Annotated in this window: 26 protein-coding genes; 13 read left to right on the forward strand and 13 right to left on the reverse strand. The window is 48.2% G+C overall.

All coding sequences use genetic code 11. The features are described from left to right. The first annotated feature begins 90 nt into the window (after nt 1–90). From IXB50_RS20375 to IXB50_RS20390, 4 genes are all read left to right on the forward strand, one after another. A complete protein-coding gene (locus IXB50_RS20375) occupies nt 91–1,038 on the forward strand; it encodes a PP2C family protein-serine/threonine phosphatase (RefSeq protein ID WP_246564782.1) in 948 nt (315 codons plus the stop codon). Between the two features lie 104 nt (nt 1,039–1,142). After that, nucleotides 1,143–2,240, forward strand: coding sequence for a PepSY domain-containing protein (locus tag IXB50_RS20380; RefSeq protein ID WP_215610839.1), 1,098 nt, complete (start codon nt 1,143–1,145; stop codon nt 2,238–2,240). Nucleotides 2,241–2,290: 50 nt separating this feature from the next. Further along, entirely contained in the window at nt 2,291–2,887 is a 597-nt protein-coding gene (locus IXB50_RS20385) for a DUF6272 family protein (protein WP_215610840.1), read from the forward strand. Nucleotides 2,888–2,953: 66 nt separating this feature from the next. Further along, nucleotides 2,954–3,307, forward strand: coding sequence for a slr1659 superfamily regulator (locus IXB50_RS20390; protein ID WP_215610841.1), 354 nt, complete (start codon nt 2,954–2,956; stop codon nt 3,305–3,307). 118 nt (nt 3,308–3,425) lie between these two features. Here IXB50_RS20390 and IXB50_RS20395 read toward each other — a convergent pair whose 3' ends face one another. Beyond that, complete coding sequence (locus IXB50_RS20395) at nt 3,426–4,697, reverse strand: adenylate/guanylate cyclase domain-containing protein (RefSeq protein WP_246564788.1); 1,272 nt, start codon at nt 4,695–4,697, stop codon at nt 3,426–3,428. A gap of 346 nt (nt 4,698–5,043) precedes the next feature. Between IXB50_RS20395 and IXB50_RS20400 the strand changes: the two genes are divergently transcribed. Beyond that, the gene (locus IXB50_RS20400; RefSeq protein ID WP_215610842.1) at nt 5,044–5,820 is read left to right on the forward strand and encodes a DUF429 domain-containing protein; all 777 of its coding nucleotides are present in this window, start codon (nt 5,044–5,046) and stop codon (nt 5,818–5,820) included. Nucleotides 5,821–6,246: 426 nt separating this feature from the next. Continuing rightward, on the forward strand, nt 6,247–8,334 hold the full coding sequence (gene fusA, locus IXB50_RS20405) for an elongation factor G (protein WP_215610843.1): 2,088 nt from the start codon (nt 6,247–6,249) through the stop codon (nt 8,332–8,334). A 140-nt stretch (nt 8,335–8,474) separates the two neighbouring features. Here the strand turns inward: fusA and larE are convergent, their stop codons facing one another. Then, nucleotides 8,475–9,293 carry an ATP-dependent sacrificial sulfur transferase LarE gene (gene larE, locus IXB50_RS20410; RefSeq protein ID WP_215610844.1) on the reverse strand — a complete coding sequence of 273 codons (819 nt, stop codon included), beginning with the start codon at nt 9,291–9,293 and terminating at the stop codon, nt 8,475–8,477. A gap of 41 nt (nt 9,294–9,334) precedes the next feature. Here larE and IXB50_RS20415 point away from each other — a divergent pair, with 41 nt between their 5' ends. The 3 genes from IXB50_RS20415 (at nt 9,335) to rpsD (ending at nt 11,491) form a co-directional block, all read left to right on the forward strand. Further along, on the forward strand, nt 9,335–9,745 hold the full coding sequence (locus IXB50_RS20415; RefSeq protein ID WP_326520858.1) for a DUF3288 family protein: 411 nt from the start codon (nt 9,335–9,337) through the stop codon (nt 9,743–9,745). 104 nt (nt 9,746–9,849) lie between these two features. Further along, nucleotides 9,850–10,737, forward strand: coding sequence for a hypothetical protein (locus IXB50_RS20420; protein WP_215610845.1), 888 nt, complete (start codon nt 9,850–9,852; stop codon nt 10,735–10,737). 145 nt (nt 10,738–10,882) lie between these two features. Then, nucleotides 10,883–11,491, forward strand: coding sequence for a 30S ribosomal protein S4 (gene rpsD / locus IXB50_RS20425; RefSeq protein WP_215610846.1), 609 nt, complete (start codon nt 10,883–10,885; stop codon nt 11,489–11,491). Between the two features lie 241 nt (nt 11,492–11,732). Here rpsD and IXB50_RS20430 read toward each other — a convergent pair whose 3' ends face one another. Further along, entirely contained in the window at nt 11,733–11,990 is a 258-nt protein-coding gene (locus IXB50_RS20430) for a hypothetical protein (protein WP_215610847.1), read from the reverse strand. A gap of 110 nt (nt 11,991–12,100) precedes the next feature. On the opposite strand from IXB50_RS20430, the gene IXB50_RS20435 reads away from it, so the two are divergent. Continuing rightward, on the forward strand, nt 12,101–12,466 hold the full coding sequence (locus IXB50_RS20435) for a hypothetical protein (RefSeq protein WP_215610848.1): 366 nt from the start codon (nt 12,101–12,103) through the stop codon (nt 12,464–12,466). A gap of 91 nt (nt 12,467–12,557) precedes the next feature. Here IXB50_RS20435 and IXB50_RS20440 read toward each other — a convergent pair whose 3' ends face one another. The 7 genes from IXB50_RS20440 to thrS form a co-directional block, all read right to left on the reverse strand. Then, nucleotides 12,558–13,319 carry an energy-coupling factor ABC transporter ATP-binding protein gene (locus tag IXB50_RS20440; protein ID WP_246564793.1) on the reverse strand — a complete coding sequence of 254 codons (762 nt, stop codon included), beginning with the start codon at nt 13,317–13,319 and terminating at the stop codon, nt 12,558–12,560. 112 nt (nt 13,320–13,431) lie between these two features. Beyond that, nucleotides 13,432–14,211: a cobalt ECF transporter T component CbiQ gene (cbiQ, locus tag IXB50_RS20445; RefSeq protein WP_215610850.1), complete on the reverse strand. Its 780-nt coding sequence runs from the start codon at nt 14,209–14,211 to the stop codon at nt 13,432–13,434. Further along, nucleotides 14,202–14,942: a cobalt transporter CbiM gene (gene cbiM / locus IXB50_RS20450; protein ID WP_215610851.1), complete on the reverse strand. Its 741-nt coding sequence runs from the start codon at nt 14,940–14,942 to the stop codon at nt 14,202–14,204. The genes cbiQ and cbiM overlap by 10 nt, the downstream gene beginning before the upstream one ends. Nucleotides 14,943–14,947: 5 nt before the next feature. Next, nucleotides 14,948–15,478, reverse strand: a complete 531-nt coding sequence (locus IXB50_RS20455; protein WP_215610852.1) for a carboxypeptidase-like regulatory domain-containing protein — start codon at nt 15,476–15,478, stop codon at nt 14,948–14,950. Between the two features lie 203 nt (nt 15,479–15,681). Further along, nucleotides 15,682–17,286 carry an NAD(P)H-quinone oxidoreductase subunit 4 gene (locus IXB50_RS20460; RefSeq protein WP_215610853.1) on the reverse strand — a complete coding sequence of 535 codons (1,605 nt, stop codon included), beginning with the start codon at nt 17,284–17,286 and terminating at the stop codon, nt 15,682–15,684. Between the two features lie 460 nt (nt 17,287–17,746). Beyond that, nucleotides 17,747–18,661 (reverse strand): homoserine kinase, encoded by a 915-nt coding sequence (gene thrB / locus IXB50_RS20465; protein ID WP_215610854.1) that lies wholly within the window; start codon nt 18,659–18,661, stop codon nt 17,747–17,749. Between the two features lie 379 nt (nt 18,662–19,040). Next, complete coding sequence (gene thrS, locus IXB50_RS20470; RefSeq protein ID WP_215610855.1) at nt 19,041–20,840, reverse strand: threonine--tRNA ligase; 1,800 nt, start codon at nt 20,838–20,840, stop codon at nt 19,041–19,043. Nucleotides 20,841–21,163: 323 nt separating this feature from the next. Here thrS and IXB50_RS20475 point away from each other — a divergent pair, with 323 nt between their 5' ends. Next, nucleotides 21,164–21,403 (forward strand): DUF4327 family protein, encoded by a 240-nt coding sequence (locus tag IXB50_RS20475; RefSeq protein ID WP_215610856.1) that lies wholly within the window; start codon nt 21,164–21,166, stop codon nt 21,401–21,403. A 49-nt stretch (nt 21,404–21,452) separates the two neighbouring features. Here the strand turns inward: IXB50_RS20475 and IXB50_RS20480 are convergent, their stop codons facing one another. Beyond that, nucleotides 21,453–22,724, reverse strand: a complete 1,272-nt coding sequence (locus IXB50_RS20480) for a Na/Pi symporter (RefSeq protein WP_215610857.1) — start codon at nt 22,722–22,724, stop codon at nt 21,453–21,455. On the opposite strand from IXB50_RS20480, the gene IXB50_RS20485 reads away from it, so the two are divergent. After that, entirely contained in the window at nt 22,723–23,523 is an 801-nt protein-coding gene (locus tag IXB50_RS20485) for a Nif3-like dinuclear metal center hexameric protein (RefSeq protein ID WP_215610858.1), read from the forward strand. The genes IXB50_RS20480 and IXB50_RS20485 overlap by 2 nt on opposite strands. A gap of 8 nt (nt 23,524–23,531) precedes the next feature. On the opposite strand, the gene IXB50_RS22685 is transcribed toward IXB50_RS20485, so the two are convergent. Further along, nucleotides 23,532–25,367, reverse strand: coding sequence for a lipase family protein (locus IXB50_RS22685; protein WP_215610859.1), 1,836 nt, complete (start codon nt 25,365–25,367; stop codon nt 23,532–23,534). A 67-nt stretch (nt 25,368–25,434) separates the two neighbouring features. Between IXB50_RS22685 and nfi the strand changes: the two genes are divergently transcribed. Beyond that, entirely contained in the window at nt 25,435–26,157 is a 723-nt protein-coding gene (gene nfi / locus IXB50_RS20495) for a deoxyribonuclease V (protein ID WP_215610860.1), read from the forward strand. Between the two features lie 36 nt (nt 26,158–26,193). Here nfi and IXB50_RS20500 read toward each other — a convergent pair whose 3' ends face one another. After that, nucleotides 26,194–26,592, reverse strand: a complete 399-nt coding sequence (locus tag IXB50_RS20500) for an ExbD/TolR family protein (protein WP_215610861.1) — start codon at nt 26,590–26,592, stop codon at nt 26,194–26,196. Between the last annotated feature and the right edge of the window lie 80 nt (nt 26,593–26,672).

Consider the following 26,672-nt stretch of genomic DNA (forward strand, 5'->3'; position numbering starts at 1 on the left):
ATCTACAGTGATGGATTGATTTGAAATTTACCATAGTTCCTCACACCATTTTCTCTCCTGAGGAAATAGACAGCTACTATTTATCAGCCCATGGAAGGGAAACGATACGACGAAATTGGCTATATGGTTGATACCTATGAAAAGTTATCTAATCTGATTGGCAAATATAGCCGAACCTTAGAGCAAAAGGTTCAAGAACGTACCACCCAGCTGGCTTCCGCCAATGATGAAATTACACACTTAAACCAGCAGCTAACGGCTGAAAATGTAAGAATGTCAGCCGAACTAGAGGTGAGTCGACAGCTACAAGAGCTCATTCTGCCAAAGGATCAAGAACTCAAACAAATCAACCAGTTGGATATTGCCACCTTTATGGAACCTGCAGAGGAATTTGGCGGCGACTACTATGATGTGTTGCAATTTAATGGACGGACTCAAATTGGCATTGGTGATGTAACAGGACATGGTCTGGAGAGCGGCATGCTCATGCTCATGGCTCAAACAGCCGTAAGGACATTGTTGCTCCACGGTGAATCTGATTCTGAAAAAGTATTGAATACGCTCAATCAAACTATCTATGCCAATGCGCAGCGCATGAACTCTGAGCGCAATATGACCCTATCGTTGCTCGACTATAGGGCTGGGAAAGTATGTCTAACGGGGCAGCACGAAGAGGTCATTATTGTTCGCAACAGTGGCGATGTGGAGTGTATTGACACCATCGACTTAGGGTTTCCCTTGGGGTTAGAGTCAGACATCTCTGAGTTTATTAACCAAACCCAGCTTGAAATCGCCCCTGGTGATGGTCTGGTTCTTTATACAGATGGCATTACCGAGGCTGAGAATACCCAGGGTACCCATTATGGGTTACCACGTCTATGTGAGCTGGTGAAAAGTCACTGGTATCTGACAGCTGAGGAGATTCGCAGACAGGTGATTCAGGATGTCCAAACTCACATTGGTAGTCAAAAGGTCTTTGACGATATCACCTTACTTGTGTTGAAACGACCGATGCAGCCAGCGGTGAACTTAGTTTGATATTAAGTTGTCGTTTGATATTAAGCCGCCAACCGTAGAATCAGCCACTATTCTTTTGCCGATTGTGCGGTGAATGCCTAAATTATCCCTATAGAAAATATTCTATGTCTTCAACATCATTCACTAAGCGGATAGCCCGCTGGAATCGCCTCTATCACCGATGGATTGCGATCGCAATTGCCATTCCCATGATATTTATCATCACCACTGGTATCTTTTTACAGATTAGAAAACCAATTGACTGGATCCAACCACCAACCACCAAAGGCAGTCAGAAATATCAGCCAACAGCTTCCCTAGAACAAATTTTGACTCAGGTAAAATCTGTTCCAGCAATGCAGGTAACCGGCTGGGAAGATATCAAACTCTTAGATCTACGCCCTAACAAAGGGATTATCAAAGTTCGCAACCATGATCAGCTAGAAACCCAGGTTGACGCAGCCACTGCAGAGGTTTTACAAACAGCACAGCGGCGCAATGACTTTGTGGTAAAAATGCACGATTTTTCTGCCTGGCATGCACGCCTATGGCTAGGGCTACCGGTTAGGGTAGGGTTCTTAGTTCTCTTTTTGACTGGGGTTTATCTCAATATCAAAATGACGCCAGTGCGCCTCAAAACTCTATTTCAGAAAAGCTCAAAGCGGACAACACAAACTGCTCAGACTGCCACGACCAATGTCACCACCCATATCCCTCAGGCGACTGCAAAAGACGGACGACCATTACGATTACGCCTCAAATCCTGGCTTTTGACCTATCACTATTGGCTGGGCTGGGTTGTTATGATTCCCTGGGCATGTGTCATTTTTAGTGGGTTGCTACTCCAGGTACGCTATGAAGTCCCCTGGGTGATGCCTGTTCTACAACAGGGGCAAGGCACAGTGCCCAAGATCGAGTTTCCTCAAGTGTTAGAAACAGCTCAACAACTTCCAGAATATGGAGTTGAAGAGTGGAAAGATGTGTGGCGTGTTTATGTCTATCCCAACCAAGGAGTGACGACTATCCGAGCTGAAAATCGTCAAGAATTTCAAATAGATTCATCCACAGGAGATGTATTACAGGTCGCGACTCGTCGTACAGATTGGCTAGAAGATATTCACGAGGGCAAATGGCATGATTTAAACCTGTGGCTATTTTTACCCATTCATATATTATCGCTGTTTTTATGGTTAACAGGAACTGCTGTGGCCTATAACCGCTAACAGCTTTGATAACAATATTTCCAAGACAAAATGCAACTTAGAGTTTAACTATGGTGACCAAAATATTTGGTGAATTTAGAGAAAATATACCGAAAACGTATCATGAATATTTGGAACTAGGATTTTCCCCCACATCACTCTCCGTTCAACAGCGCTGGCGTAACAATGGTCTATCTGCCGACTTTGTAGCAGACTACTTGACCACGTTTCTTCCAGTTTATGATGCCGACGGTAACAATCTTGAGAAACAACGAGATGTCAAAAACACTATCAACTACATTGCTAACGAACTGCTAGAAAATGCAATGAAGTTTAACTATGAACCATCAGAAGAACCGATCAAGTTTAATCTACACCTACTACAAGAGCCGTCAACGACAGTTGTTTTAGCCGTTACCAACGGCATCTCTCCAGATAGCCTTAAAAAGCTACAAGCTTTCATTCAGGACTTGCTTGCTTCAGATCCTGATGAATTTTATATCCGCCAGATTGAAAAGATTGCCAGGGACGAAATCGTTGCTAATTCCGGCATGGGGTTTATCACCATGCAAAATGACTATCAAGCTCATTTAGGTTGGAAGTTTAGTCAATCTGACCATCAAGCAAAAAATTTGACCGTGACAACGATGGTTCAGCTTAAGTTTTAGAATCACCTGCACGCAACACTTTTTTGATTAATGATCATATCTAAGCCACAAGAAGGGGTAAAAACAATGGATATTCGAGCAATTGAAGGAGAAAATTACTTAGTTCAATGTGATGAACAAACGGCCACCATCACCTTTGAAGGGTCTCTACGCTTGAGTGGTCCCGATGCTTATGCACCTATTGCTCAACTCATGCGGGATCTACTAAAGCAGGGACCCGAGCTAATTAAACTAAACCTGAGGGACTTAAGGTTTCTCAACAGCTCGGGTATCAGTATGATTTCCAAATTTGTAATTAGGGTTCGTTCAGAAAAAACAGTTAATATGATTGTTGTGGGTAGTCAAAATACACCCTGGCAGGGAAAATCTCTAAAAAATTTGCAGCGACTGTTACCTAGCCTGGAGATTATTTTAGATTAGTGGACTTGGGAAACAAAATTGATTAGGCTCCACTATCAGATGTACAGACGCTGCATGAAACGTCTCTCCAGCATTAATTTTTGGCTCTTATAAAATCCTTATCCCTTACTTTTTGGGCTTACTTTTGAGTAAAGGCCCATACACCATTCCAGGGTTGGAGCATGGCCTGCTGAGTCAATTGCTGAATTCGTTCTAGATATAGCTGCACTGTCTTATCATTAGGGTTGATCTGCAACACTGCCTCAAAGCATGCCTCAGCCTTACTCCAGTCTCCATCGTGATAGAAGTGTCGTCCCTGTTGATACATAGGCAATGTTTCTAACTTTAGCCTACGCACAGTTTCGACCTCTACATCTAACACTTCATAGATTGTGATGGGTTCCTGGCGACCTTTGACAATAATGCGATCTAGCAATCGGACTGAATACTTCTCTGGGTGGTTTAGCTTGAGAATGACATCTTCTGAAATCAAAAACGAGACGCCATAGTACTTGGTCAAGCCTTCTAGACGGGCTGTAAGATTGACGTTGTCAGAGACTGCATCAGCCTGCATGCGATTGGATTCTCCCACCATACCCACCATCATATGTCCGGCATGCAGGCCAATACCTACCTCCAGGGGGGGATGCCCCTCGGTCTGTCGATGTTGATTGTATGTTCTGATTTGGCGCACTTTAGCAATGCCCGCCTGCAGAGCATCATCCACACCATCAGGAAAGACGGCCATCATACCGTCACCTAGATATTTGACAATAAAACCATTATGTTTACGAATTTCTGGACTGACTCGCCGTAAATAGGCATTCACAAAGTCAAAGTTCTCTTGAGGCGTCATTTGTTCAGAGAGGGTGGTAAATGAGCGAATATCAGAAAACATAATCGCCATTTCTTTGCTGACATGATCCCCTAGCTGAATATCGAGAATACTATCTCGTTGTAGAAAGGTTAAATATTCGGGTGGAATAAAACGACTATAGGCCTCTAATAATGCAGAGAGATGGGCATTGGCCTCCACCAATTTTTGCTCCTGTCGTTTGACAGATTGTACAGTCTCCGAAAATACCTGGGCTAGATTACCGAGTTCATCGGAGCGGGACGCCGTTGTGGTCAAACTATTGGGATGAAATGTATCGTTTTGGACCGTAATGGCAGCGGCAGTAATTGTTTTTACCTGCTCGATATAGTCTGCCATTTCTCGATTTTGATCTTCAAGAGCGTTTTCGAGAATGGTTGAATGCTCAGTAACAATCTCTACCAATGATTGCAGATCATCATTGTCCGCTTGTAACGCTTCATTAGCTATGCGCAATTTGGTGAGCTCAGCGTCCTCAGGGCTTTGGGTACAGGGATTTGCAGTTGATCGCTTAAGGTTCATATGGAACGCAGGCATAGATTAATGGGTTAGCAAGGGAAAGGCACCACTATAGTTTTTAGGACGAGCTTTCACACTATAAGCAGACGTGAATTGTGTCCTCCACAGGCCCATTATGTTGCCAACTTGAGATTGAGTACGAAGTGCCCTAAGTATCTTTGCGGACTCTACATCTAGATATTTCTAGTGCAGCATCAAATCGAAAAATTAGTGCAGCTTTTACTTTATCCATACGGATAAGAGAGAACAAAATCATGATAATAATGCTGTAGCGATAGAAGATTTACTGAGAGACTATTGGGGCAGCATTTGGTGTCAAAGTTTACTTTGGGAAATGCATCAGATATAACTATCCTGAAAACCCATGATTTTTCTAGGTATTGATTTGGGATGGCAAACGGGACCAAGCGGTGTTTGTTGCTTGACATTAGATGGGGCGAGTTTATTACTGGTCGCCCTTGATCGACTGAATACCCATAGCCAGGTGTTTGATTGGATCGATCGATTTGCGCCAGGTTCTACACCAGCCATGGTGGCTGTCGATGCTCCTACAATTATTCCCAATCCAACTGGGATGCGGCAGCCGGACCGTCTAGCTCACAAATATTTTGGCAAATATCATGCCGGTTGCTATCCAGCCAGTCAGGCTTCAGCCTTTGCCCCCCGACTACTAGCCTTTGAGCAGGGATTAACGGAGCAGGGGTTTAGCCATGCTCCGACATTAGACCCACAGCAACCGGGGCGCTATCAGATAGAGTTCTTTCCCCATCCAGCCATGGTCCATCTGTTTGGTCTTGCCCGCATTCTCAAATATAAAAAAGGTCGCATTGCCCAGCGGCGTCAGGAACTTGAGCGACTGCGATCGCTACTGCTACATCACCTTCCTAACCATACGCCTCGGTTAGAGATGAATCACCTCCCCACTATCCCAGCAGTGCCCCCTGTAGGGGGTGCTGCCCTAAAAGCGGTTGAAGATCAGCTTGATAGTATCGTCTGTGCCTATGGCGCGGCCCACTGGTGGTATTGGGGACATCAGCGCAATCAGGTCCTGGGTGACTTGGAGTCAGGCTATATCGTTGTGCCTGATCCCTATGATGTCAGAGACTATAGCCCGGCTATAGCTCCAATCGGCGATCGTTAACCGCTTCATTCCGTCCACGCTTAGCCAGACTGCTCTTTCGGGACGTAGCGATTGGCCCCGCTATAGTTGCCAACAGGCCAAAGTTTTATATTTTCGAACCTTCTCAAAGCCTTACTCTGCAACCATTTTATATGCCGAGCAGATCGGTTATTACGAGGCTGACCAACGCCATTACTCTAGCTAACTTGATAATATAGTTCTATCTACAGTCAACTTCATGTTGTTCACATTCTCCAGGTTCTTAGACAGCCAATGTCCTAAGAATTAAGGGAATGTGAATAATTTTGAAGTAATATATCTATTGCCTGGGCGGCGATGCCGTTGCCCTGACTTTTCCAAGTCTGCTTTAGCTCTGAATGGTCCTTAAACGGTCCTAAAGGTGGTCAAAAACTGTTTGGAGACGTAGTTAAACCCTAGAGAATTACCATGAAAGATCTCAGTCGTTATAGAAATATTGGCATTTTCGCCCACGTAGACGCGGGTAAGACCACCACCACTGAGCGGATCTTGAAGTTGACCGGTAAGGTACACAAGATCGGTGAGGTGCATGATGGTGCAGCCACCACGGACTTCATGGACCAGGAAAAGGAACGCGGCATTACGATTCAGTCTGCAGCCACGTCCTGCTTCTGGAATGAGCACCAGCTCAATATTATCGATACCCCTGGCCACGTTGACTTCACTATTGAGGTTTATCGTTCCCTGAAGGTACTAGACGGTGGTGTTGGTGTATTTTGTGGGTCTGGTGGTGTAGAACCCCAGTCTGAAACTAACTGGCGCTATGCCAACGATTCAGAAGTCGCCCGAATTATCTACGTTAATAAGCTAGACCGAACCGGTGCAGACTTTTACCGGGTGGTGAAGCAGGTCAATGACATACTAGCCGCTACACCTTTGGTGATGGTGCTGCCCATCGGTATTGAGAACGACTTTGTCGGTGTGGTTGACCTGTTGACTGAGAAAGCTTGGATCTGGGATGACTCCGGTGAGCCCATGAACTACGAAATCCAGGATGTCCCTGCGGACATGACGGATGATGTAGCCGAATGGCGCGAAAAGCTGATTGAGCTGGCCGTCGAGCAAGACGACACCGTCATGGAGAAATACCTCGAAGGTGAAGACGTCTCCATTGATGAGCTGAAAGCCTGTATTCGCAAGGGTACGCGTGATCTAGCATTCTTTCCCACCTACTGTGGTTCTTCCTTTAAGAACAAGGGTGTACAACTGGTACTAGACGCAGTTGTAGACTACTTGCCTAGTCCCACTGAGGTGAAACCTCAGCCTGAGGTGGATATCGAAGGTAATGAGACCGGCGGCCTGGCCCAGGTTGATCCTGAGTATCCCTTGCGGGCGCTGGCATTCAAGATTATGGATGACCGCTTTGGCGCGCTCACCTTTACTCGGGTCTATTCCGGTACTCTCAAGAAGGGTGACACCATCCTAAATACGGCTACAGGTAAAACTGAACGAGTAAGCCGTATTGTTGAGATGCATGCTGATGACCGTCAGGAAATGGATAGCGCCCAAGCGGGTGACATTGTCGCCCTACTCGGGATGAAGACCGTCCAGACCGGTCACACACTCTGCGATCCTAAGCAGCCAGCTACGCTGGAACCCATGGTCTTCCCCGATCCAGTGATTTCCATTGCGATTGAAGCCAAGGAAAAGGGTGGTTCTGAGAAGATGGGCATTGCCCTGGGCAAGATGGTTCAGGAAGATCCTTCCTTCCAGGTGGAAACCGACCAGGAAAGTGGCGAAGTCATTCTGAAAGGAATGGGCGAACTGCACCTGGATATTAAGGTGGACATCCTCAAGCGGACCCACGGTATTGAAGTGGAAGTGGGCAAACCCCAGGTGGCCTATCGTGAGTCCATCACCAAGGTGCTCAACGACAGCTACACCCACAAAAAGCAGTCTGGTGGCTCTGGTCAGTTCGGTAAGATTGAGTACACCATCGAACCCAATGAAACGGGTGCAGGCTTTGAGTTTGAGTCCAAGGTAACCGGTGGTAATGTCCCCCGTGAATTTTGGCCTGCGGTGGAAAAAGGCTTTGCCTCTAGTATGGAAAAAGGCATGCTGGCTGGATTCCCAGTGGTTGACTTTAAGGTAACGCTCACTGATGGTGGGTTCCACCCGGTTGACTCAAGTGCGATCGCATTTGAAATCGCAGCTAAAGCTGGCTACCGTCAATCCTTCGTCAAGGCCGGTCCCCAAATTCTGGAACCAATCATGGCCGTAGACGCCTTTGCCCCCGAAGACTACGTGGGTGACGTCATCGGTGACCTCAACCGTCGTCGCGGCATGATCAAATCCCAGGAACCAGGCCCCACAGGTGTACGGATCAAGGCCGATGTTCCTCTGAGCGAAATGTTTGGCTACATTGGAGACCTACGTACCATGACCTCTGGCCGTGGTCAGTTCTCCATGACCTTTGATCACTATGCCCCTTGCCCCAAAAATGTGGCTGAAGAGGTGATTAAGGAAGCTAAAGAGCGGCAGGGTGTCGCTGCTTAGCGCACTGAACATCTCCGGTTAAGCAATGAATGAAAAAATCCTCGGCTAGCTATCTAGCCGAGGATTTTTTCATAGGGTTAGTCATCCCAATCATCAATAATTTCGTTATATTCCACCCTCCGTAGGGGCATCCCCATATTTTAAACCCCAGTTTTTTCCAAAACACGGTTTAACTTACCGCTTTTGTAACCTTCCAAATCCAGGGTTACATAGATAAACCCATACTCCTGGAATGCTAATACCAGGGCATCTAGATCGACTGAAGCGACAAAGTCTTTAATCTCACTTGGCGGCAGCTCAATTCGGGCCGTTTCCCCATCTGAGCGTACCCGCAGGTTACGGATGCCCAGCTGACGCAAATAGCGTTCACACTGACCAACGCGATGCAGCTTCTCCGTAGTAATCAGTTCACCATAGGGAAACCGTGAGCTAAGGCAAGGCTGCGATGGCTTATCCCACCAGGGCAAGCCCAGATATTTCGACATTTCCCGCACTTCCAACTTACTCAGCCCCACTTCTGCCAGCGGAGAACGCACGCCTCGTTCCTTGGCAGCCTGGATGCCGGGACGATAGTCTTGCAGATCGTCAGCATTGAGACCATCAACGACATAGGGATAGCCCTCGGCTATGGCCAACGGCCTGAGGGTGTCATGGAGTTCACTTTTGCAAAAGTAGCAACGATTGGTGGGATTGCTCGTATAGTTGGGGTTATCCATTTCGTAGGTATGGACAATACGATGGTTGAGGCCCATAAATTTAGCCTGACTTTTGGCAGCTTCCAGGTCCTCTAGCATCAGCGATGGCGATTCTGCTGTGACAGCTAAGGCTTGAGTCCCGAGGACGTCGTAGGCGACTTTGGCAACCAGGGTGCTGTCGATACCGCCGGAGTAGGCAATTAGAGCATGGTCCATGGCTTGAAAAATCGACTGAAGCTGCTGCAGTTTTTGGGTAATCGTCATAATTGAAATCAGGAATAGGTCTTCAGTCGCAGGGGTTTGCTATGTTTAGCCTAGCTAATATAGGGATTTTGAGCGTTGCTGATCCAACGACTCCAAATCAAGGGGCAATTACCAAAATTCCTGCAGCTCAAGCTAATATTCTTTTACCAATACCCAATTTAGGAAACATGGCTGATAAGAAGGAACTGACCCATCCGCAGTATAAGAAGGACCGTGAAGTAGTCACTGGCCTCCTAAATGGTGAGGCGACGGACTTTAATTTGATTGAGCTGGCACGGCTGCGGATTCGGTATGACGGGTTTCCAGGAGCAAGAGACATTCAGCAGGATTTGGATCAGGCGTTGGCAAACTGGTCGCTGACAGAGGATGAACTGATGGCGAAAACCCGCGAAATTCATCAGACGGAGATGTTGTACAAGGCGCAGCGGACAAAGAAGGAGGATTGGAGTTAGGGGTCCTTTTTCTAAATCCCTCTCCCTAGGGAGAGACTAGTGTCTTTTAGGAAAAGCTGGGTTCACTGATGTAGGTAACAGTAATCAAACAGTGAGCCTTCTTTATGAAAAAGCTAGCAATTGCAGGACTGGGTGTCGGTGTTCTTTCTGTCGGTCTATACTTCGGTGCAAATCTCTACGGTACTAACGTCGCTGAGGCTAAGGTCAATAAACTGATCGACGGCATGGAAGAGGAGAATCTGACTGTTGAGTATAAGGATATTAGCTATAAACCATTAGCTCAGGATGTCCATGTCAAAGACATTACCATCACGTCTAAGGATGATCCAGCTGAGGTGACGATTGAGAAAGTTGTTATCCGTGACATTGATGAAAAATCGGACGTACCCACAGTGTTTGACGCCTCGGTTCAGGGTTTAGTCGTGGATCTAAACCAGCCAGAACAGTTGGCAATGGCTAATTTCTTGAAGCAGGCTGGTTATGACTCTGAGCTAAGTTTCGACATTGATACCAAGTATCGGTACAACAAGGCCAAACGTGAGATGAATGTGGAAGCGTTTAAGGTGAGTGCCGATCAGGTGGGGGATTTGACGGTCAATATGAAACTGGGCAATGTGGACCCAGAGGTGGCTGAATCTCAGGAGGCGGCACTAGCGAATACGGATGTGATTTTCCATGGTTTGGAGATTACTTATCGGGATGGTTCGTTTGCTGAGAAGTTTCTGGCATCGATGGCGGCTGAGGATGGTAAGAGTGTGGATGAGCTGAAGGCTGAGTTGACTAGTCAACTAACAGGGGCTAGTCAGTTTTTGTTGTCGCCTGATAATGAGTTGGCGACAAATGCAGTGGATGAGGTGGTTGCGTTTATTGAGAATCCGAAGGGATTTAGTATTTCGGCAAAGCCGGAGCAGCCAATGCAGTTGGTGAGCCTGATGACTGAGAATCCTGATAGTTGGATGGATATGCTTAATATTGAGGTTAAGTCTTTTTAGAGTGCATTTAAAACAGCTACCAGTGGCACCATCCGATTCGTCACGTCTTATCGGATAGCTTCATCTCCAAAATTCTGTAGCATTACGCCCTCCTATCACCTATAATTGTGGACTGGAATATTCCTATAAAGGAGCTAAACGCTACATGGCGCGATATAGAGGTCCTCGCCTTCGCATCACTCGCCGCTTGGGTGAACTACCCGGTCTCACCCGGAAAGTTGCCCGCAAGGCTTACCCACCTGGTCAGCATGGCCAGGCACGGAAGAAAAAATCCGAATATTGCATTCGTCTCGAAGAGAAGCAAAAGCTTCGCTATAACTATGGCGTAACCGAGCGTCAGCTACTGCGCTATGTGAAAAAAGCACGTCGTGCCAGTGGTTCTACTGGTCAGGTAATCCTGCAGCAGCTAGAAATGCGCTTGGATAACACCATTTTCAGACTGGGCATGGGACCCACGATCCCCGCTGCTCGCCAAGTCGTTAACCACGGTCACATTACCGTTAACGGTCGCGTCGTTAGTATTCCTAGCTATCAGTGCCGCCCTGGTGATGTCATCGGTGTTCGTACCAAGGACGTTTCGAAGAAGCTAGTGGAAGCTAACCTGGAGTTTCCAGGTTTAGCCAATATTCCCACCCACCTAGATTTTGACAAAGCTAAGCTCGAAGCTAAGGTGAACGGCATCATCGAACGTGAATGGATTGCCCTCAACATCAACGAGCTACTCGTGGTTGAGTACTACTCCCGTAAAGCGTAGACCCATTGTCGCTCTACTTAAATACGTTAGGTATACCTTTCTGTATTTTTCATGGGCATTGCTGATTGTCGATATGGCTTTACTTTTGATGTTTTGGATCAAGAGCGTTTCAGTCAATTCGGTGTATTCCTCCAAATCAGCTATTGCTCTTACCGCGCTAGTTTAGTTATTTCCATTAACCCCTGAGGTCCGTCAGCCTTAGGGGTTCTTTATTTGTTTATTGACATTGCCTTCTAGTGACCTATAACGGCATCCATGACAATACAATTAGCTCGCCCTTAACGACGCCAATGCGGAGTTCGTAGATAAACTCATATCTGTCTTCGTTTTTATCCCAGGCGGTAATCCAAAGCTCGTAGGCACGGGTCTCGCGTTCATGGCTAGGTAGGATACGCATGACATCGATCTGATAACCACGATAACTTTGTAAAAGATCTGCAACAGCTGCGGTAACCGCTGACGAATAGTGCTGCTCTGAGTAAGTTCTCGAAAATATCATAGTAAAGCTTTTGAAGCGATCAGAAGTCATACGTACTAATTACGTGACGTTACGCAGTTGCTTTATGGTTTCAGGTAGAGTGTAAAGTTTTTGAAAAAGGATTTGGGTTGATGAGCATAGATACAGAAAGACTTCAGACACTGCTCACCCGAGCCCGACAACTAACAGAGGCTGAAGCATTGGCCGATCTACCATCGGCTGTGGCAGATCGGCTGCAAACAGAGTCTGCAACACCCTTGGTAGCTGCCTTAGGATTGAGTGATGCTCTGTGGATCGATAATCCCTACAAGGGAGAAAAAGGAGCTTCGCGAGCGGTCAGAGTGATCCAGCGGGATGAAGCATTGGTTCGAGCATTGGCGTTCTACCGTCTTAAGGGTGGAACCGAATTGGAGAAAACAGCAACTTTTTTTGAAGAAACATTTGCTGCATCAACCAAACATGATGGTCAGGTCAGTTATCCAGATGTTGCCAGGTAGGAGCATTGCATGCAATGCTCCTAAACCACGTCCAAGTTGAAACCGGTAGTTTCCTCTACGGTAAAACGACCGTTCTGGACGTGGACAAGGTTTATTTGTGATGGTTGATGGTATGGGGAATCAATGAGTGGGGTTTTTCGAGATCATAGGTATGCATCAAAGTGTCGTCTCCCATGATGTCTTGGGGATGACCATCGGCAACAATTTTACCTTGGTACATGATTAGGATGCGATCGCAAACCTCCAACAAAAATTCCAAATCATGGGAAGCGATCACCATGGTTTGCTGTAGCCCTTGCATAAAGGTGATCAACCGCCGTCGGCTACGAATATCAAGACTGGCCGTGGGTTCGTCATAGAGAACGATCTGGGGAGTCATAGCCAAAAGTCCAGCAATGGCCACCATTTGCTTTTCACCACCAGATAGATGATGGGGAGGCCGTTCGGCAAGATCCTGTAATCCCGTCAGGGCAATGGCCGACTCAACTCGCTCATCAACCTGGTGGGGTGGTAGATCCATATTGACAGGACCAAAGCGAACATCTTCTCGTACGGATGCAGAAAATAACTGATTGTTAGGATTTTGAAATAACAGCCCAATTTGAGAATTAAACCCACCGGCTAATACGGGTTTATCCATCAGCCGGATCGTGCCAGATGTGGGGGCAAGTGCGCCACAAAGGGTCATAAATAACGTTGTTTTTCCACAACCATTGTGTCCGATAATTCCTACCCGTTCACCTGGTGAAATTTGTAAACAAATATTATCGAGTACCCTTAGACGGTCAGGATATGAAAAACAAAGGTGATCAATAGCAATAGCCGCGATGGTCACTTGGGGAGCGACAGCCATTGATTTGTTAGGCATTAGAGATGTCATAGACACGACTCAAAAGGGCGAGAGAAGCACGGTTGAAAGAGAATCTTATACGCTGAAAAAGGGAAAGCTCTACAAAACTCAAAACTTAAGTCTCAGGCACTGTCAGCCATATCTGCGTGCCGATCAAGGCCAGAGAAATGGTAGCGCATAATCCGATAGCAACCAGATCAGCAGATTTCCCCCAACCTTTAATCTGGGATTTTACCGATTGGCTATGACCATAGCCCCTTAGCCGCATTGCCTTGTAGACGCGCTCTGATTGTTCATAACTGCGCACAAGTAACGTACCCGCCACTGCTGCAAGCTGTTGCCAGCTTTGGCGATTGCCGTTGGGATGAAATCCACGTAATCGCATGGCCTGACGTAGGTTTGTCAGCTGATCGGCCATGTCAAATAAGTAACGATAGGAGAGCAGGGTCATTTCTGCTAGTAGCGGTGGGAGTCCCAAGGAAACAAGACTGTCGATCAGCATCAACAGGGGCGTAGTGCCCAGTAACAGCATCCCGAGGGTGACAATGGAGAGAAAACGACCGGCAATGAGCCCCATGGCTAACAATCCCTCCTGTCGAATGGCAAAAGGGCCCCATTGCCAAAGGATAGTACTCCCCGATAGGAGGGGTAGGGCAATGACCAGACCCAGGAGAAATAACCCTGGATAGCGTAGACGCGATCGCAAAAATGACCAGGGCAAACCCGACAGTCCATAAAGCACTGCCGTTACCATTAAACAAACCGGTATCAGCTGCACCTGTTGGACGCAGGCAAATCCCAGCATCAGCACTCCCAACCCCACTAGCTTTGACCGTGGCCACCAGCAATGGAGCGGAGAATGAAGCCCTGCGTAAGTGTCTAGAGTTAATCGCATAGCCGATCTGCCGAATAATTACCGGAGTTGGTGGGTTCTGGCTGGCTGATCCGCTCAGTGGCCCATTCAGGAGTCGGTTTAGAAACGAGGCCAGTCAAGAGTTCTGGCTTGGTACGCCGTAAAAACGTGACCAATAGTGCCGTAAAGATCCCTTCCACAAGCACTAAGGGGCCATGGGCAATCCCAAGGGTGAGCAGCGCCATCCGCTCGGTAGCAGCATCAAAACCGACGGGGATCGCAAAGATCAATAGGCTGATAAAGATGGTAACGGCTAACATCATACCGATGGCTCCGGCTAAAAAGCCGCTGATGCCGTCGCGGACTGACGGTGTTAGGGCACGGGGCAGCCATCGTCGCAGGTGAAAAATACCATAACCGACCAAGGCTGGTATACCAATAATTAGGGAATTTACCCCCAAGGTGGAAAGGCCGCCATGACCTAAGAACAGGGCCTGGAAAAAGAGACCAATCAAAATAGCTAAAAAAGCGTAATAGCCCAGTACCGCTCCTAGCAGACCACTGAGCACAAGATGTAAACTCATGGGCGGCAGGGGGATCTGGATAGAGGTGACCACAAAAAAGGCCGCTGCCAGCAACGAGGCCTTGGGCATTTGGGCGGCAGGGTCTGGATGCCGTTGAACTTGTCGCAAACAGTGCCAGGTAATTAACCCGCTTAAACCATATCCAACAATGCAAACTTGGGGTGGTATAAAACCATCTGGAATATGCACTAGGATTATTTACCTCGCGAAAAAAATAAGACTGTACCGATCAACCCCCAGAGGGCGGCTCCGGCACTGACCCACCGTTGTAGGGGGCTCGTCGTCAAAGGGTCAGAAGTGGAGACAAGCGTAGCGGTTGGGGAATCGGTTGGTTGAGGGTCTATTGGGGCAATTGCAGTTGTTGACACTGGCACATTAACAGTGGTGCCATGGCCTGCCTGCCGAATCACCACCTCCCAATCGCCAACCATATCAGGGCTAAAGTCAAATTCTCCGGCCTCATTAGTTTGGCCAGTGGTCCAGGGTTGATCTGGATTTTCAGGACTATAGACCACTACCTGGGCCATGGCTATGGGCTCGCCAGATGAATAGCTTGCCTGAACTGAAAATGTGCGGGTTACAGTTGCGATCGCGCCGTGACTTAATCCAGGCTGACAGCATAACAGCACCCAGCCCAGACTATTTACGACAGCACTTAGACAGCTTTGGTTACTCAACTTCAAATGTTTAAATCCGGTTAGAGACTTTCCAGCAGGGGCAACCATGGCTGAACGTTAGATTTTTCCCCAATAAGTAAATCGCCTTCGCCCTAGTTGATTCAATGCCCCAGGGGGGGACATCAGATGAACAACGCCTTAAAACATGAGAGTCGCTGATGCCCACAGAAGAACACCAGCGACTTCAAGTGAAATTGGAAGACTCCATTAACCCTGGCGAAGGGATAAAGAAGTTAACGCCTCAGTTTTAACTATCGAATGCTAACGGTCGATAGACGACTGGCTAGCAGTTCAGGCGCAGCCAACACCTGGGCGTAGAAGGGACCGTGATCCGCATCCTGGGCCAAGCGAATATTCTGAACGCGGTTGGCAAGCTCAGTGCTTTTTACGTCATAGGTCTGAGTGGCCAGTTTAGGATAAAGGCCAATACCAATGATGGGGACTATCAGGCAAAGTGCCACAAAGGCTTCACGGGGATTGATATCCCAGGATGTATTGCTAGGGATTCTTAGCTCGCCAGGAGTACCAAAGAAGATCCGACGCAGCATCGACAGCAGGTAAATCGGCGATAAAATCACACCGATAGCGGCCAAAATAACGATACCGGCCTTAAAGAATGTGCTGTAGGCATCGCTAGTGGAAAAGCCCAGGAAGACGGTGAGTTCAGCCACAAAGCCACTCATACCTGGCAGCGCTAAGGAGGCCATGGAACCAGCCGTGAACAGACCAAAAGCAACGGGCATCGCTTTGCCCATACCGCCCATTTTGTCCATGGCCAGTGTATGTGTGCGCTCGTACGCGACACCAGACAAGAAGAACAATACCGCTGCAATCAAACCATGGGAGATCATCTGCAGGAGAGCACCGCTCAGACCCAGGGTGGTAAAGGCGGCTAACCCTAGCAGCACAAATCCCATGTGAGCCACTGAAGAGTAGGCCATACGACGCTTGAGGTTGTCTTGACCAAAGGCGGCCAGGGAAGCGTAAACAATGTTGATAACGCCTAAAATTGCCAGGACGGGAGCAAAGTAAACATGGGCATCAGGCAACATTTCAATGTTCATACGGATGAGACCATAGCCTGCCATTTTCAGCAGAACACCAGCCAAAATCATAGAGACAGGAGCTGGTGCTTCGCTATGGGCATCCGGTAACCAGGTGTGGAATGGAAATACCGGCAGCTTGACGCCAAAGGCAATCAAAAAACCGGTGTAAGTAAATAGCTGCATTGGTAAGGAATAGTCCTTAGCAGCTAGCTCACTAAAATTAAACGTGAGATTGTCACCGTAAAAGGCCATGGCCATGGCTGCCAACAGAATAAAGATGGAACCAATGGCCGTGTAAAGAATAAATTTAGTCGCTGCATAGAGGCGCTTTTGACCGCCCCAGATAGAAATCAGCAAATAGACCGGTACGAGCTCCAGCTCCCACATGATGAAGAACATCAGCATGTCTTGGGCCAAGAAAACGCCGACCTGAGCGCTGAACATCAGCAGCAACAGTGAAAAATAAAGACGGGGCTTCATGGTGATATTCCAGGAAGCGACTACCGCCAACGTTGTTACCAAACCGCTCAGAACCACCAGGGGCATAGATAGACCATCTGCCGCCAGGGACCAGTTCAGGCCGATTTGAGGGACCCAAGCATAGTTATCAACTAGCTGAAGCCCGGTTTGGGTCACATCGTAATAGGTAGCAAATGTATAAAGAATGAGGCCAAGTTCAGCCAAGCAAGCGCCAAGGGTATACCAGCGAAGGGTTTTGCCTTCACTATCTGGCAGCAGGGGAATGGGAATAGCTGCCAGAAGGGGAAATATAACTAGCGCTGTTAGCCACGGAAAGTGTTCAACAGTCATGCCAACTCATGCATACAACTCATTAGAAGCGCATCATGCCGAGAGGCAGTTGGTCTAGCTTGAAGCGAAAAAGCTTGTGGTCTACAACGTACCCTGCCAGGGAACTACTGTTTTCGCGGCGGCCTTAGTTGAAGAGGTCGGAGGAAGTCAGGAGCACGGTGCAATAAAAAGAAACTAGGCTAACTAACCGGACGGCATTAGGGATAAATACCTATTGAAATACGCCCAGTCACAGTATATGTAATTTAGTTAACTTTTGATAAGGCCAAATCCACTAAAAAGCCATTTGTTTTTCTTAATCAGTTGAATATATAAAGCTCTTGGAAAGACGCAGACTTATTACACATAGGCTATGACTATGAATGTAATTAATCGCATTTATGTAAATCTATGTTTACAAAAATCTGGTCGAATATTTTTGAGTCGAGATAATCTTACGAAATCCTTATGGTGATAGGGATTAGCCGATCAGTTTGGCCTGGGTGCCAATGGAATCAATGGCAAGCTGATGGACAGTACAGGGAATATCGATCGCTTGCCAGGGTTGTCCTAGAGTCTGACAGACGTTAGGAGCCGTTTTTTCGTTAGCTAAGGCAAATAGGGTGGGTCCGGCTCCGCTGATCACGAGTCCCCAGGCTCCAGCCATCAGGGCAGCGGTATGAATTTTGTCGTAGCTGGGGATGAGGGTTTTACGGTAGGGCTGGTGGATGCGATCGCACAAGGCCTTCGTTAACCAGTCTCCATTGCCATTAGCCAGGGCCTGGGTGAGTAACGCTAAGTGGGCGGCATTAAAAATGGCATCGGCTAGGCTGTAGCTATCGGGCAAAACACGACGGGCAGCAGCAGTCGCCAGTTCAAAGTCAGGAATCACCACAATGGGAATGATGGATTCATGCCAGGGGATTTGACAGAGGGTAAGCTGATCATTTTCACCATGGACAGCTAGGCGACAGCCACCGAGGAGGGCGGGGACCACATTGTCCGGATGGCCTTCTATGGCAGTTGCAAGGGTGGCGATTTCGTCCTGGCTGAGGGGGCTACCGGCAAGTAGGTTAGCACCGACTAAACCGCCGACAATGGCAGTGGAGGAGCTACCCAGACCACGGGATAGGGGAACGTGGAGATCGATATCGATGTGGACGGGTGGGGTGGGTTTATTGAGATGGGTGTAAACAGCTTCGAAGGCCTTGTAGACGAGGTTGTCGGGACCGGTGCTGAGGCGATCGGCCTCTTTGCCGGTGATGGTGATGGTTAGGGTTTCGGCCAGGGTGAACTGGAAGTGATTGTAGAGGGTGAGGGCTGCACCAAGGCAGTCGAAGCCGGGACCGATGTTGGCAGTGGTTGCGGGGACTGTGACTTGGGCGGTTTGGGGCATGGTCAGGTTTTTAGTGATTTTGTGTCAGGTTTTTTGCATGGGTTGAGCCTATCGAACCCCATCGGGTTGTACCCCAAACAATCCTTTGGGAACAAACCCTTCCCTTTTAGGTTTTAGGATGTTGGAGCAAAGCAAAACCTGCTGCGTGGGGTCCCTCCGAGTTCCCCACACCCCCTGGGCAGGGCCGGAGATGCCCGCCCTACAACCCAAGCATATGCAGTTATCTCCAATGGCAATAGCAGGAAGTTACGGCGAGGTTAGGGGTCAGGGTTTCGGGGATTCAGGGCAACGTTACGGCATGCGTAGGGGCTCTCCCTTGTGGGTGCCCCTTTTCGAGCAGGTATCCAAAAATTGGGTTCCAAAAAATCAGTATTTCAGGTTAGAAGTACCCGTGGCTATCCAACGCTGCTTTTACGCGGGTAATGACATCGGGGACTGAAATTGCGCCCAGATCACCCTCCTGCCTGGTGCGAATACTGAGGCTATTGGCTTCAACTTCTTTAGCTCCAATCACTGCCATAACCGGGATCTTGGCTTTCTCAGAGTTGCGCACCATCTTGCCCAAGCGCTCACCACTGCGGTCAACGACAACGCGGACGCCTAGCTGCTGCATTTGCTCAGCCACTTGCTCGGCAAAGGGCAACTGCTCAGCGGTGACGGGCATGAGGCGAACCTGCTCAGGGGCCAACCATAGGGGAAAGAGTCCGGCGTATTCTTCGATCAGAATGCCGATCAGGCGTTCCAATGAACCGAAAGGTGCCCGGTGAATCATCACCGGACGCTGGCGGGTGCCGTCGTCAGCGACGTATTCCAGATTGAAGCGTTCGGGCAGATTGTAATCCACTTGGGTGGTGCCCAGCTGCCATTCTCGACCCAGGGCATCGGTGAAAATAAAGTCTAGCTTGGGACCGTAGAAGGCGGCTTCACCAATCCCTTCAAAGTGTTCCATCCCTAAGGTTTCAACGGCACGACGGATGGCGTTTTGGGATTTTTCCCAGACGTCATCGGAGCCGATGTACTTGTCGGAGTCGGGATCGCGGAAGCTAAGACGGGCCTTAAAGTTATCTAGCTGGAGACTCTTAAAGACGGCCAAAATCAGATCGACCACCTTGAGAAATTCGTCGTCCAGCTGGTCGGGCGTCACAAACAAGTGCGCATCGTCGACGGTAAAGCCACGCACCCTGGTCAGGCCACCCAACTCGCCAGATTGCTCATAGCGGTAGACCGTGCCAAATTCGGCCAGACGCATGGGCAGCTCTTTGTAGGAGCGTAGTTCGTCCTTGTAAATCTGAATGTGGAAGGGGCAGTTCATGGGTTTCATTACAAAACCCACTTCGTTGGCTTTGGCCTCCTCTGTTTCCGCCATCATGGGAAACATATCTTCGCTGTATTTTTGCCAGTGGCCTGACGTTTTGAACAGGTCTATCTTGGCAATGTGGGGAGTCACCACAGGCAGATAGCCGCGCTTAACCTGTTCTTGTTTCAGAAAATCTTCCAACGTGGACCTGAGCAAGGTCCCTTTAGGCGTCCACAAAGGCAGACCGGGTCCCACATCTTCAGAGAATAGGAATAACCCGAGTTCTTTACCTAGTTTGCGGTGATCCCGCTTTTTGGCTTCTTCGCGACGACGTTTGTACTCTTGCAGCTGCTCGGGGGTTTCCCAGGCGGTGCCATAGATGCGCTGCAGCTGAGCTTTGGTTTCATCACCCCGCCAGTAGGCTCCGGCTACGCTTTCTAGATCAAAGGCTTTGGGATGGAGCTTGCGAGTGCTCTCGACGTGGGGACCAGCACACAGATCCCACCACTGATCACCCATGTGATAGAGAGTTATGGGTTCTTCAATGCTGTCTAAAATTTCCAGCTTGTAGGGTTCACCTAGAGCCTCAATTCGTTGCTTGGCCTCTGCACGGGATACTTCTTCCCGTTCAACTGGATAGTCCTTTTTGATGATTTTGATCATCTCCTTTTTGATCGTTTTTAGATCTTTGTCAGAAAAAGGATCAGGATTGTCAAAATCGTAGTAAAACCCATATTCAGTCCAGGGACCAATGGTGACCTGAGCCTTAGGGAATAACCGCTGCACGGCCATTGCCATGACATGGGAAAAGGTGTGACGAATACGCTTTAGATCGTCAGACTCGTCCGTTTTGGGAAGATATATGTTTTCAGACTCAGCCATGGGAACTGTTCGGGTTTACATGCCGCATATTAGCTTAGACAGGCGCTATGGCTTTGGCAACGTGCGAAGCAAATTCAGTCAAATTCGGTAATATGTACCCATCGGTATGTAGGTTGATGAAGACATCAGGATTTGATGCATGGGGTAACGACATGCTATCAATTAAATCTAAAGAGTTGTATCAAACGGAAATCCGTGTGATACATTTTATCCTTGTAAAATTCAGCGCTTGTGAAAGGTAGCGTTTGCCCCCACCTGAATCTGAGGGTTCTGAATTTTTGATGTTCGACGCAGGTTTTTAAAAAAACTAAATCATTTCGTATATGGCTAAAACGACAACAGCTGCTCCATTGGTGTTACACCCAATGGCCAAGTTTCAGCGCCAAGTGCAATCCCTTGTAGAATCTAATGTCATTAAGTCCACTGATAAGCTCTGGAAGATAGCGTTTCTGTTTAGAGACAACTGGGACTATTGGAAACACGAGCTTGAAGAATTTGAGTTTTCTATGCAGGATCCGATTAGTCACCTGTTGGCAGTGGAGAATTGGGAAGAAGAGCTATAAGACTCTGTTCTCAATGCTTTGAATAAGTTCTGTCTTGGGTATTTCTAGCTTAGGTAAGCAATAGCAAAGACAGCCATAATGCCATAAATGGCAACAAGAAAAATACGCCTACTACATAGACAATAGCGACGATGCGATAATGTCTGGCAATTGTCGCCAGTTGCTGTGCCATCGTTAATGGCACAGCACGCAGTAGCGGTAGGCCATAGATTAGGGCGACAGCCAGCAGGTTGTAGCTTATATGGACCAATGCTAACTGGAGTGCAACTGGACTATCCACCGCTAGAGTCGCTAATAAAGCAGTGATACAGGTGCCAATATTGGCTCCTAAAACGAATGGGTAGACGTAATCTAGAGCGACTATGCCAACCCCTGCTAGGGGCACCATTAGGCTGGTGGTCATAGAAGATGACTGCAACAGGGCAGTAACTCCTGCTCCGACGGCTAATCCTCCCAACTTTGAGCCGTGACCTGTGCCTCGATAAATCGCCTCCTGAGCTGGGCCACTTAACCAATGCTTCGTAAGCCAGCCCAGGCTGGTTACAGAGATCATCAATCCTCCAACACTGATCCCAAACAGTAGGAGGGAATCCCAAGGACCATTCAGATGGTTGACTCCGTAAGCGATCAGCCAACGGGTGGGTTGCACCAGCCAACCGATTGGGGATATGAGGTGTTCTGGCAAAAAATCTAGACCTGGATTTTGCGTCAGAAACCACTGACTGAGTCGTTCTAGCGGATGCAGTAACAGCTCTAGGGGAAAGAAAATAACCAGGGCAAGCAGGTTAAAACAATCATGAATAGTAGCGGCGGCAAAGCCTCGTTCAAAGTCGTCATCGTTGCCAATGTACCCCAGGCTCACCAGGGTATTGGTAATGGTGGTACCCAGGTTTGCGCCCATGACCATGGGAATGGCAGTGGCAATGGGGAGTCCACCTGCAACCAAAGCGACTAGTAGGACGGTGACAATGCTGGAGGACTGCAGTAGAGCAGTGGCTAAAATACCCAGTAGCAATCCCAGCCAAGGGTTAGAGGCCAGGGTTAACAGGACTTCTGCCTGGGGACCCAGAATGGCCTGAAACCCGATGTCTAATAAATCTATGGAGGCAAATAGACCATAAATTGCTAATAAGATACCGCCTGTGTAAAGGGGCCAGGGATGGCCAGGGGTTCCAGATGTAGCTGAGTTATCTGTTGTGACTGACTGCATACCTGTTGAAACTGGCTCGGTTGCTGTTGCTGTAGAGTCAGTATTGTCAAGATCTGTTGTATCAGTATTGACAACAGGATTTGAGTCGCTTTGAGAAGAAGGAGTCACCATGAACGTTGATGCACTGATTAACTGGGTGGAAGCCTGGGCTCCGCCTGAATGGCAAGAATCCTGGGATAACTGCGGCTGGCAGATTGAGCCTGGTATTTTATCCCAACCGGCTGGGGTACTTGTATGTTTAACCCCCACACTGACGGTTATGACCGAGGCAATTCGGCTTAAAGAGGAGGGTGCCCCAGTGAACCTTATCTTTGCGCATCATCCGCTAATTTTTAGTCCGCTGAAGTCTGTAGCGACTGGCAACCCCGTTGGCGATATGGTGCGTTTGAGTATCACCCATGGCATTGGTGTGTATAGCGCCCATACAAATTTTGACCAGGTAGCGGATGGGACGGCTGATGTGCTGTCGCAGCTTTTGGAGTTAAAGGACTCGATGCCGGTGGTACCGACTCAGGATGGGTTAGGTTATGGTCGGGTGGGAGATTTGCCCGGCCCTCAGACCTTGGATGAGCTGCTGGCTATGATTCAAACCAAGCTCAATCCACCGAATTTAATTCATTCACCCATGGCAGATTTGCAACAGACAATCGATCGAGTGGCGGTCTTGGGAGGCTCTGGCGCTAGCTTTATGCCAGCAGTGGCAAAAACCGGGGCTCAAGCATATCTGACATCGGATTGCAAGTTTCATCAGTTTCAGGAAGGGCGCGATCGCAATCTCATACTGATCGATGCAGGTCACTATGCCACCGAACGTCCCGCCTGCGCCAAACTAGTCAAAAAATTCCGACAGCAGGGCGTTGTCTGGACCCAACTCAGCTCCAACGACGAAGACTTCCGACAATTTTGGTAGTTCGGATCCTAAACGCTCTTTTTCACTGGTGCCGTAGCGTTATCAGGGCCACCACCAGATCGGTTCACATCGGTTTCCAATTTTGTTGCTACTCGATCTTGTTTTTCTTCATCCATAGCCTTAGCTAGGTAGCTGATGTAGTAAGACATACTATGATCAGAAATCAGATCAAACCCCGATTCAAATAAACTTTTGACTAAACCAATGAGACCATCCAAGGCTCGGCTAAGTATCTTATAGTTAGTCACCAAGCTCCCTTTAGAATTAAAATATTTGACCGTACCGAGATGGGCATAAAGTCTCGTCGGGCTTCGTAATGAAAACGGTGGTGGGACATGGGGGACAACATCATTATTGTTGATAAAGCGAAAAACCTTACCGACCAGATTGGCATTCAACTGTCGCGTAAATGAACGATCGCCCACCCGTGGCTGACCAAACGTGTATAACCCAGCCACACTGATATTGTTGTCCTGGAGAGAGGCTGCGGCCATTGTTGCCAGGGCTCCCCCCAAACTGTGACCGGTTATTAATAAAGGTGGCAATGCTTCACCAGGGTTTAGCTCATTCTGCCAATTTTTAATTTGCGCCAGTACCCCTTTCTCAACACTAGCCCAGCCTAGGAAAAAACCTGTATGCACTCTACCCTTGTAAGACGATATGGTAGTTTGTCCCTCTCTCCGAATCGTAAACTTCCTCAACTTTGTACTAAAGTTTGTATACCAATCGCGAATCTCTTGACTGCCGCGAAAGGCTAATACAATGCAGTTATCAGTGCGAAAGATAAATGCCTGAGTGTCATATTCCTTATCGTTAAAGTATTGAAAATCATCGCGGGTATCCTTGATGCCCCATAGTTCCAAAATCTCCAGTACATAACGTATATCTTGATAAACCAGCATGGAGGTTTTGGCCATACTCAATGCCAGGCCAGTATTGTAGTGATGAAAATCCTTGAGCTGGTAAAAATCATCCTCCTGGTAAGGGGTGCGTAAAATCCGATACCCAAACCGTTCAAATAGCTCTTTAACCCCATTAAAACCGTGATCATGAATATAGTTATAGAGCTGGTTATAAATCCGAGAATCATGATTCCGACGGTATTTCTCATCAGCAATCAGACGTACCCAGTACAATAGCCAGGGTTTTACCTCCTTGACAGTAAAGACTTTTGCCTCCACTAGATGGCTAAAATGCTCGATAGAATTGAGCATTTTGTTAAACCAATCCCGTACCGTGGTTTCGGCATAGTAATTACTCACCGCTGATTCGTAATTTTCAGCATCAGGTGACAGTTTTTCCAGTAATGCCCGTTGATATTGTCGGGACTCATCATCAGCGAGGGCACGACTCAGCAGGTCATCCGTTACATTGAATGTCGTTGCTTGGGTGGCAATACCATGATTGCAGCCATCCTGATATGAGCGATATTCTTCAAAGTCTAAAATCTTTAAAGCTTGAGCAATATCAGGATCATTTTCAAACTCTCGGGTTACGTGGCGGAGAAACTCCAGCTGCTGTTGCTTGTGCCGTTTACCGTAGCTCCGTACGCCATGGACCAATGCTAATGAACTTAGCCCCACCGCCACTGCAAATAATCCTTGAACAAATAAGAACTGTTGGCGTTGTTTGTTCACATCGTTTGGATCAGCTAACTCAATCAGAGGTGTAATCTCATCTTCGAGCAAAGGTAAAATACCTGTTTCAGCTGGCTCAGGCTGATTTATAGCAAGATTTGCATCTACCCTAGTTCCATGGGGAGCTCCCCCTATGAGCAAAACACTACCGAGCAGTGAGAGTGCTACCTTTGTGCTGATTGAACGAATATTAACTGAACGACGCACTATAGTCTCCTAATCTACCAAATCCTTTTGATGCTAACGAAGCATACCCAATTTGCTACACAGAATCATGAAAATTGATATCCCTAAAACCTGGCCTGTGGATGCTACTGAAGCAATTGCGGTACAAAACCGTCTGCGGACTCGGGTAATTACCACTGACCAGTTCAAGTCAATTACTACCGTCGCAGGTGTAGATGCTGGATTTGAGCAAAATGGGACTGTCATTCGTGCCGCTGCCGTGGTCCTACAGCTGCCAGAGCTAACGCTACTGGAACAGGCTATTGCCCATCGTCCTACCACATTTCCCTATGTACCCAGTTTGCTGTCGTTTCGTGAAATGCCGACCGTATTGGATGCATTGGCTCAGCTCACTTTGGAGCCGGATTTGATTATCTGCGATGGAGCAGGGATTGCCCATCCGCGTCGGTTAGGGATTGCTAGCCATCTGGGGGTAAGGATTGATAAACCGACGATTGGTGTGGCCAAGTCTCGATTGCTAGGGACCTACGATGAATTGCCGCCAGAAAAGGGAGCCTGGATGCCGTTAATGGATCGGGGGGAGCGGATTGGGGCGGTGTTGAGAAGTCGCAAAGACACGAAGCCGCTCTATGTGTCCGCTGGGCATCGCATTAGTTTAGAAACAGCGGTTGACTATGTCATGCAGTGTACACCGATGTATCGACTACCGGAGACGACACGGTTAGCCGATCGGCTGGCGTCAAATCGAGGACCCATGCCACCTGTGGGAACTTCGGCAATCAGTAAGGCGCAGCAAATGCGCCTATTTTAGATTTCACTAAATACTAGTTGGATCGTGCCCACTCTCTTACGGTCGTTGTGTCGCAATCCCTAACCGTACCCCATCCAAATCTCGAATTCGATCCATCGCTGCTACCACCTGCCCATGGGGTGTCGCCATGTCTGCTCGCACTGTTACCATCGCCGTTTGCCCCGGCTCGATCAGCGCCTGTACCTCGTCAGACAACGCCTCTAACGTCACCGGTTGCTGCCCCAAAAACAAATTCCCCTCCGCCGTAATCGTCAACGTTAGCGTTGCCTCCTGACTCTCCGCCGTGGTTGCCCGAGGCAATGCCACTGGCAAACCTTCCGCCCGCGTCAGATACAACGTCGACAAAATAAAAAACGCCAGCACCGCAAATACCACATCGATCATCGGCACGATGTTAATGGTCAAACGAGATTCTTCATCAGGAGGTAATTGCATTTGTGTAGGGTGGGCACCGCCTGGGATGTTCATTCTGAATCACTTATGCACTATAAAGTTCATGCAGTTTTTGTGTCAGG

The sequence above is a fragment of the Leptothoe spongobia TAU-MAC 1115 genome, from assembly GCF_018739885.1.
GTDB classification, from domain to species: domain Bacteria; phylum Cyanobacteriota; class Cyanobacteriia; order Phormidesmidales; family Phormidesmidaceae; genus Leptothoe; species Leptothoe spongobia.

Coding starts and splice junctions, on each gene's coding strand:
- IXB50_RS20375 (WP_246564782.1), top strand. CDS start 91: ATGGAAGGGAAACGATACGACGAAATTGGCTATATGGTTGATACCTAT.
- IXB50_RS20380 (WP_215610839.1), top strand. CDS start 1,143: ATGTCTTCAACATCATTCACTAAGCGGATAGCCCGCTGGAATCGCCTC.
- IXB50_RS20385 (WP_215610840.1), top strand. CDS start 2,291: ATGGTGACCAAAATATTTGGTGAATTTAGAGAAAATATACCGAAAACG.
- IXB50_RS20390 (WP_215610841.1), top strand. CDS start 2,954: ATGGATATTCGAGCAATTGAAGGAGAAAATTACTTAGTTCAATGTGAT.
- IXB50_RS20395 (WP_246564788.1), bottom strand. CDS start 4,697: ATGCCTGCGTTCCATATGAACCTTAAGCGATCAACTGCAAATCCCTGT.
- IXB50_RS20400 (WP_215610842.1), top strand. CDS start 5,044: ATGATTTTTCTAGGTATTGATTTGGGATGGCAAACGGGACCAAGCGGT.
- fusA (WP_215610843.1), top strand. CDS start 6,247: ATGAAAGATCTCAGTCGTTATAGAAATATTGGCATTTTCGCCCACGTA.
- larE (WP_215610844.1), bottom strand. CDS start 9,293: ATGACGATTACCCAAAAACTGCAGCAGCTTCAGTCGATTTTTCAAGCC.
- IXB50_RS20415 (WP_326520858.1), top strand. CDS start 9,335: ATGTTTAGCCTAGCTAATATAGGGATTTTGAGCGTTGCTGATCCAACG.
- IXB50_RS20420 (WP_215610845.1), top strand. CDS start 9,850: ATGAAAAAGCTAGCAATTGCAGGACTGGGTGTCGGTGTTCTTTCTGTC.
- rpsD (WP_215610846.1), top strand. CDS start 10,883: ATGGCGCGATATAGAGGTCCTCGCCTTCGCATCACTCGCCGCTTGGGT.
- IXB50_RS20430 (WP_215610847.1), bottom strand. CDS start 11,990: ATGATATTTTCGAGAACTTACTCAGAGCAGCACTATTCGTCAGCGGTT.
- IXB50_RS20435 (WP_215610848.1), top strand. CDS start 12,101: ATGAGCATAGATACAGAAAGACTTCAGACACTGCTCACCCGAGCCCGA.
- IXB50_RS20440 (WP_246564793.1), bottom strand. CDS start 13,319: ATGGCTGTCGCTCCCCAAGTGACCATCGCGGCTATTGCTATTGATCAC.
- cbiQ (WP_215610850.1), bottom strand. CDS start 14,211: ATGCGATTAACTCTAGACACTTACGCAGGGCTTCATTCTCCGCTCCAT.
- IXB50_RS20455 (WP_215610852.1), bottom strand. CDS start 15,478: ATGGTTGCCCCTGCTGGAAAGTCTCTAACCGGATTTAAACATTTGAAG.
- IXB50_RS20460 (WP_215610853.1), bottom strand. CDS start 17,286: ATGACTGTTGAACACTTTCCGTGGCTAACAGCGCTAGTTATATTTCCC.
- thrB (WP_215610854.1), bottom strand. CDS start 18,661: ATGCCCCAAACCGCCCAAGTCACAGTCCCCGCAACCACTGCCAACATC.
- thrS (WP_215610855.1), bottom strand. CDS start 20,840: ATGGCTGAGTCTGAAAACATATATCTTCCCAAAACGGACGAGTCTGAC.
- IXB50_RS20475 (WP_215610856.1), top strand. CDS start 21,164: ATGGCTAAAACGACAACAGCTGCTCCATTGGTGTTACACCCAATGGCC.
- IXB50_RS20485 (WP_215610858.1), top strand. CDS start 22,723: ATGAACGTTGATGCACTGATTAACTGGGTGGAAGCCTGGGCTCCGCCT.
- IXB50_RS20480 (WP_215610857.1), bottom strand. CDS start 22,724: ATGGTGACTCCTTCTTCTCAAAGCGACTCAAATCCTGTTGTCAATACT.
- nfi (WP_215610860.1), top strand. CDS start 25,435: ATGAAAATTGATATCCCTAAAACCTGGCCTGTGGATGCTACTGAAGCA.
- IXB50_RS20500 (WP_215610861.1), bottom strand. CDS start 26,592: ATGCAATTACCTCCTGATGAAGAATCTCGTTTGACCATTAACATCGTG.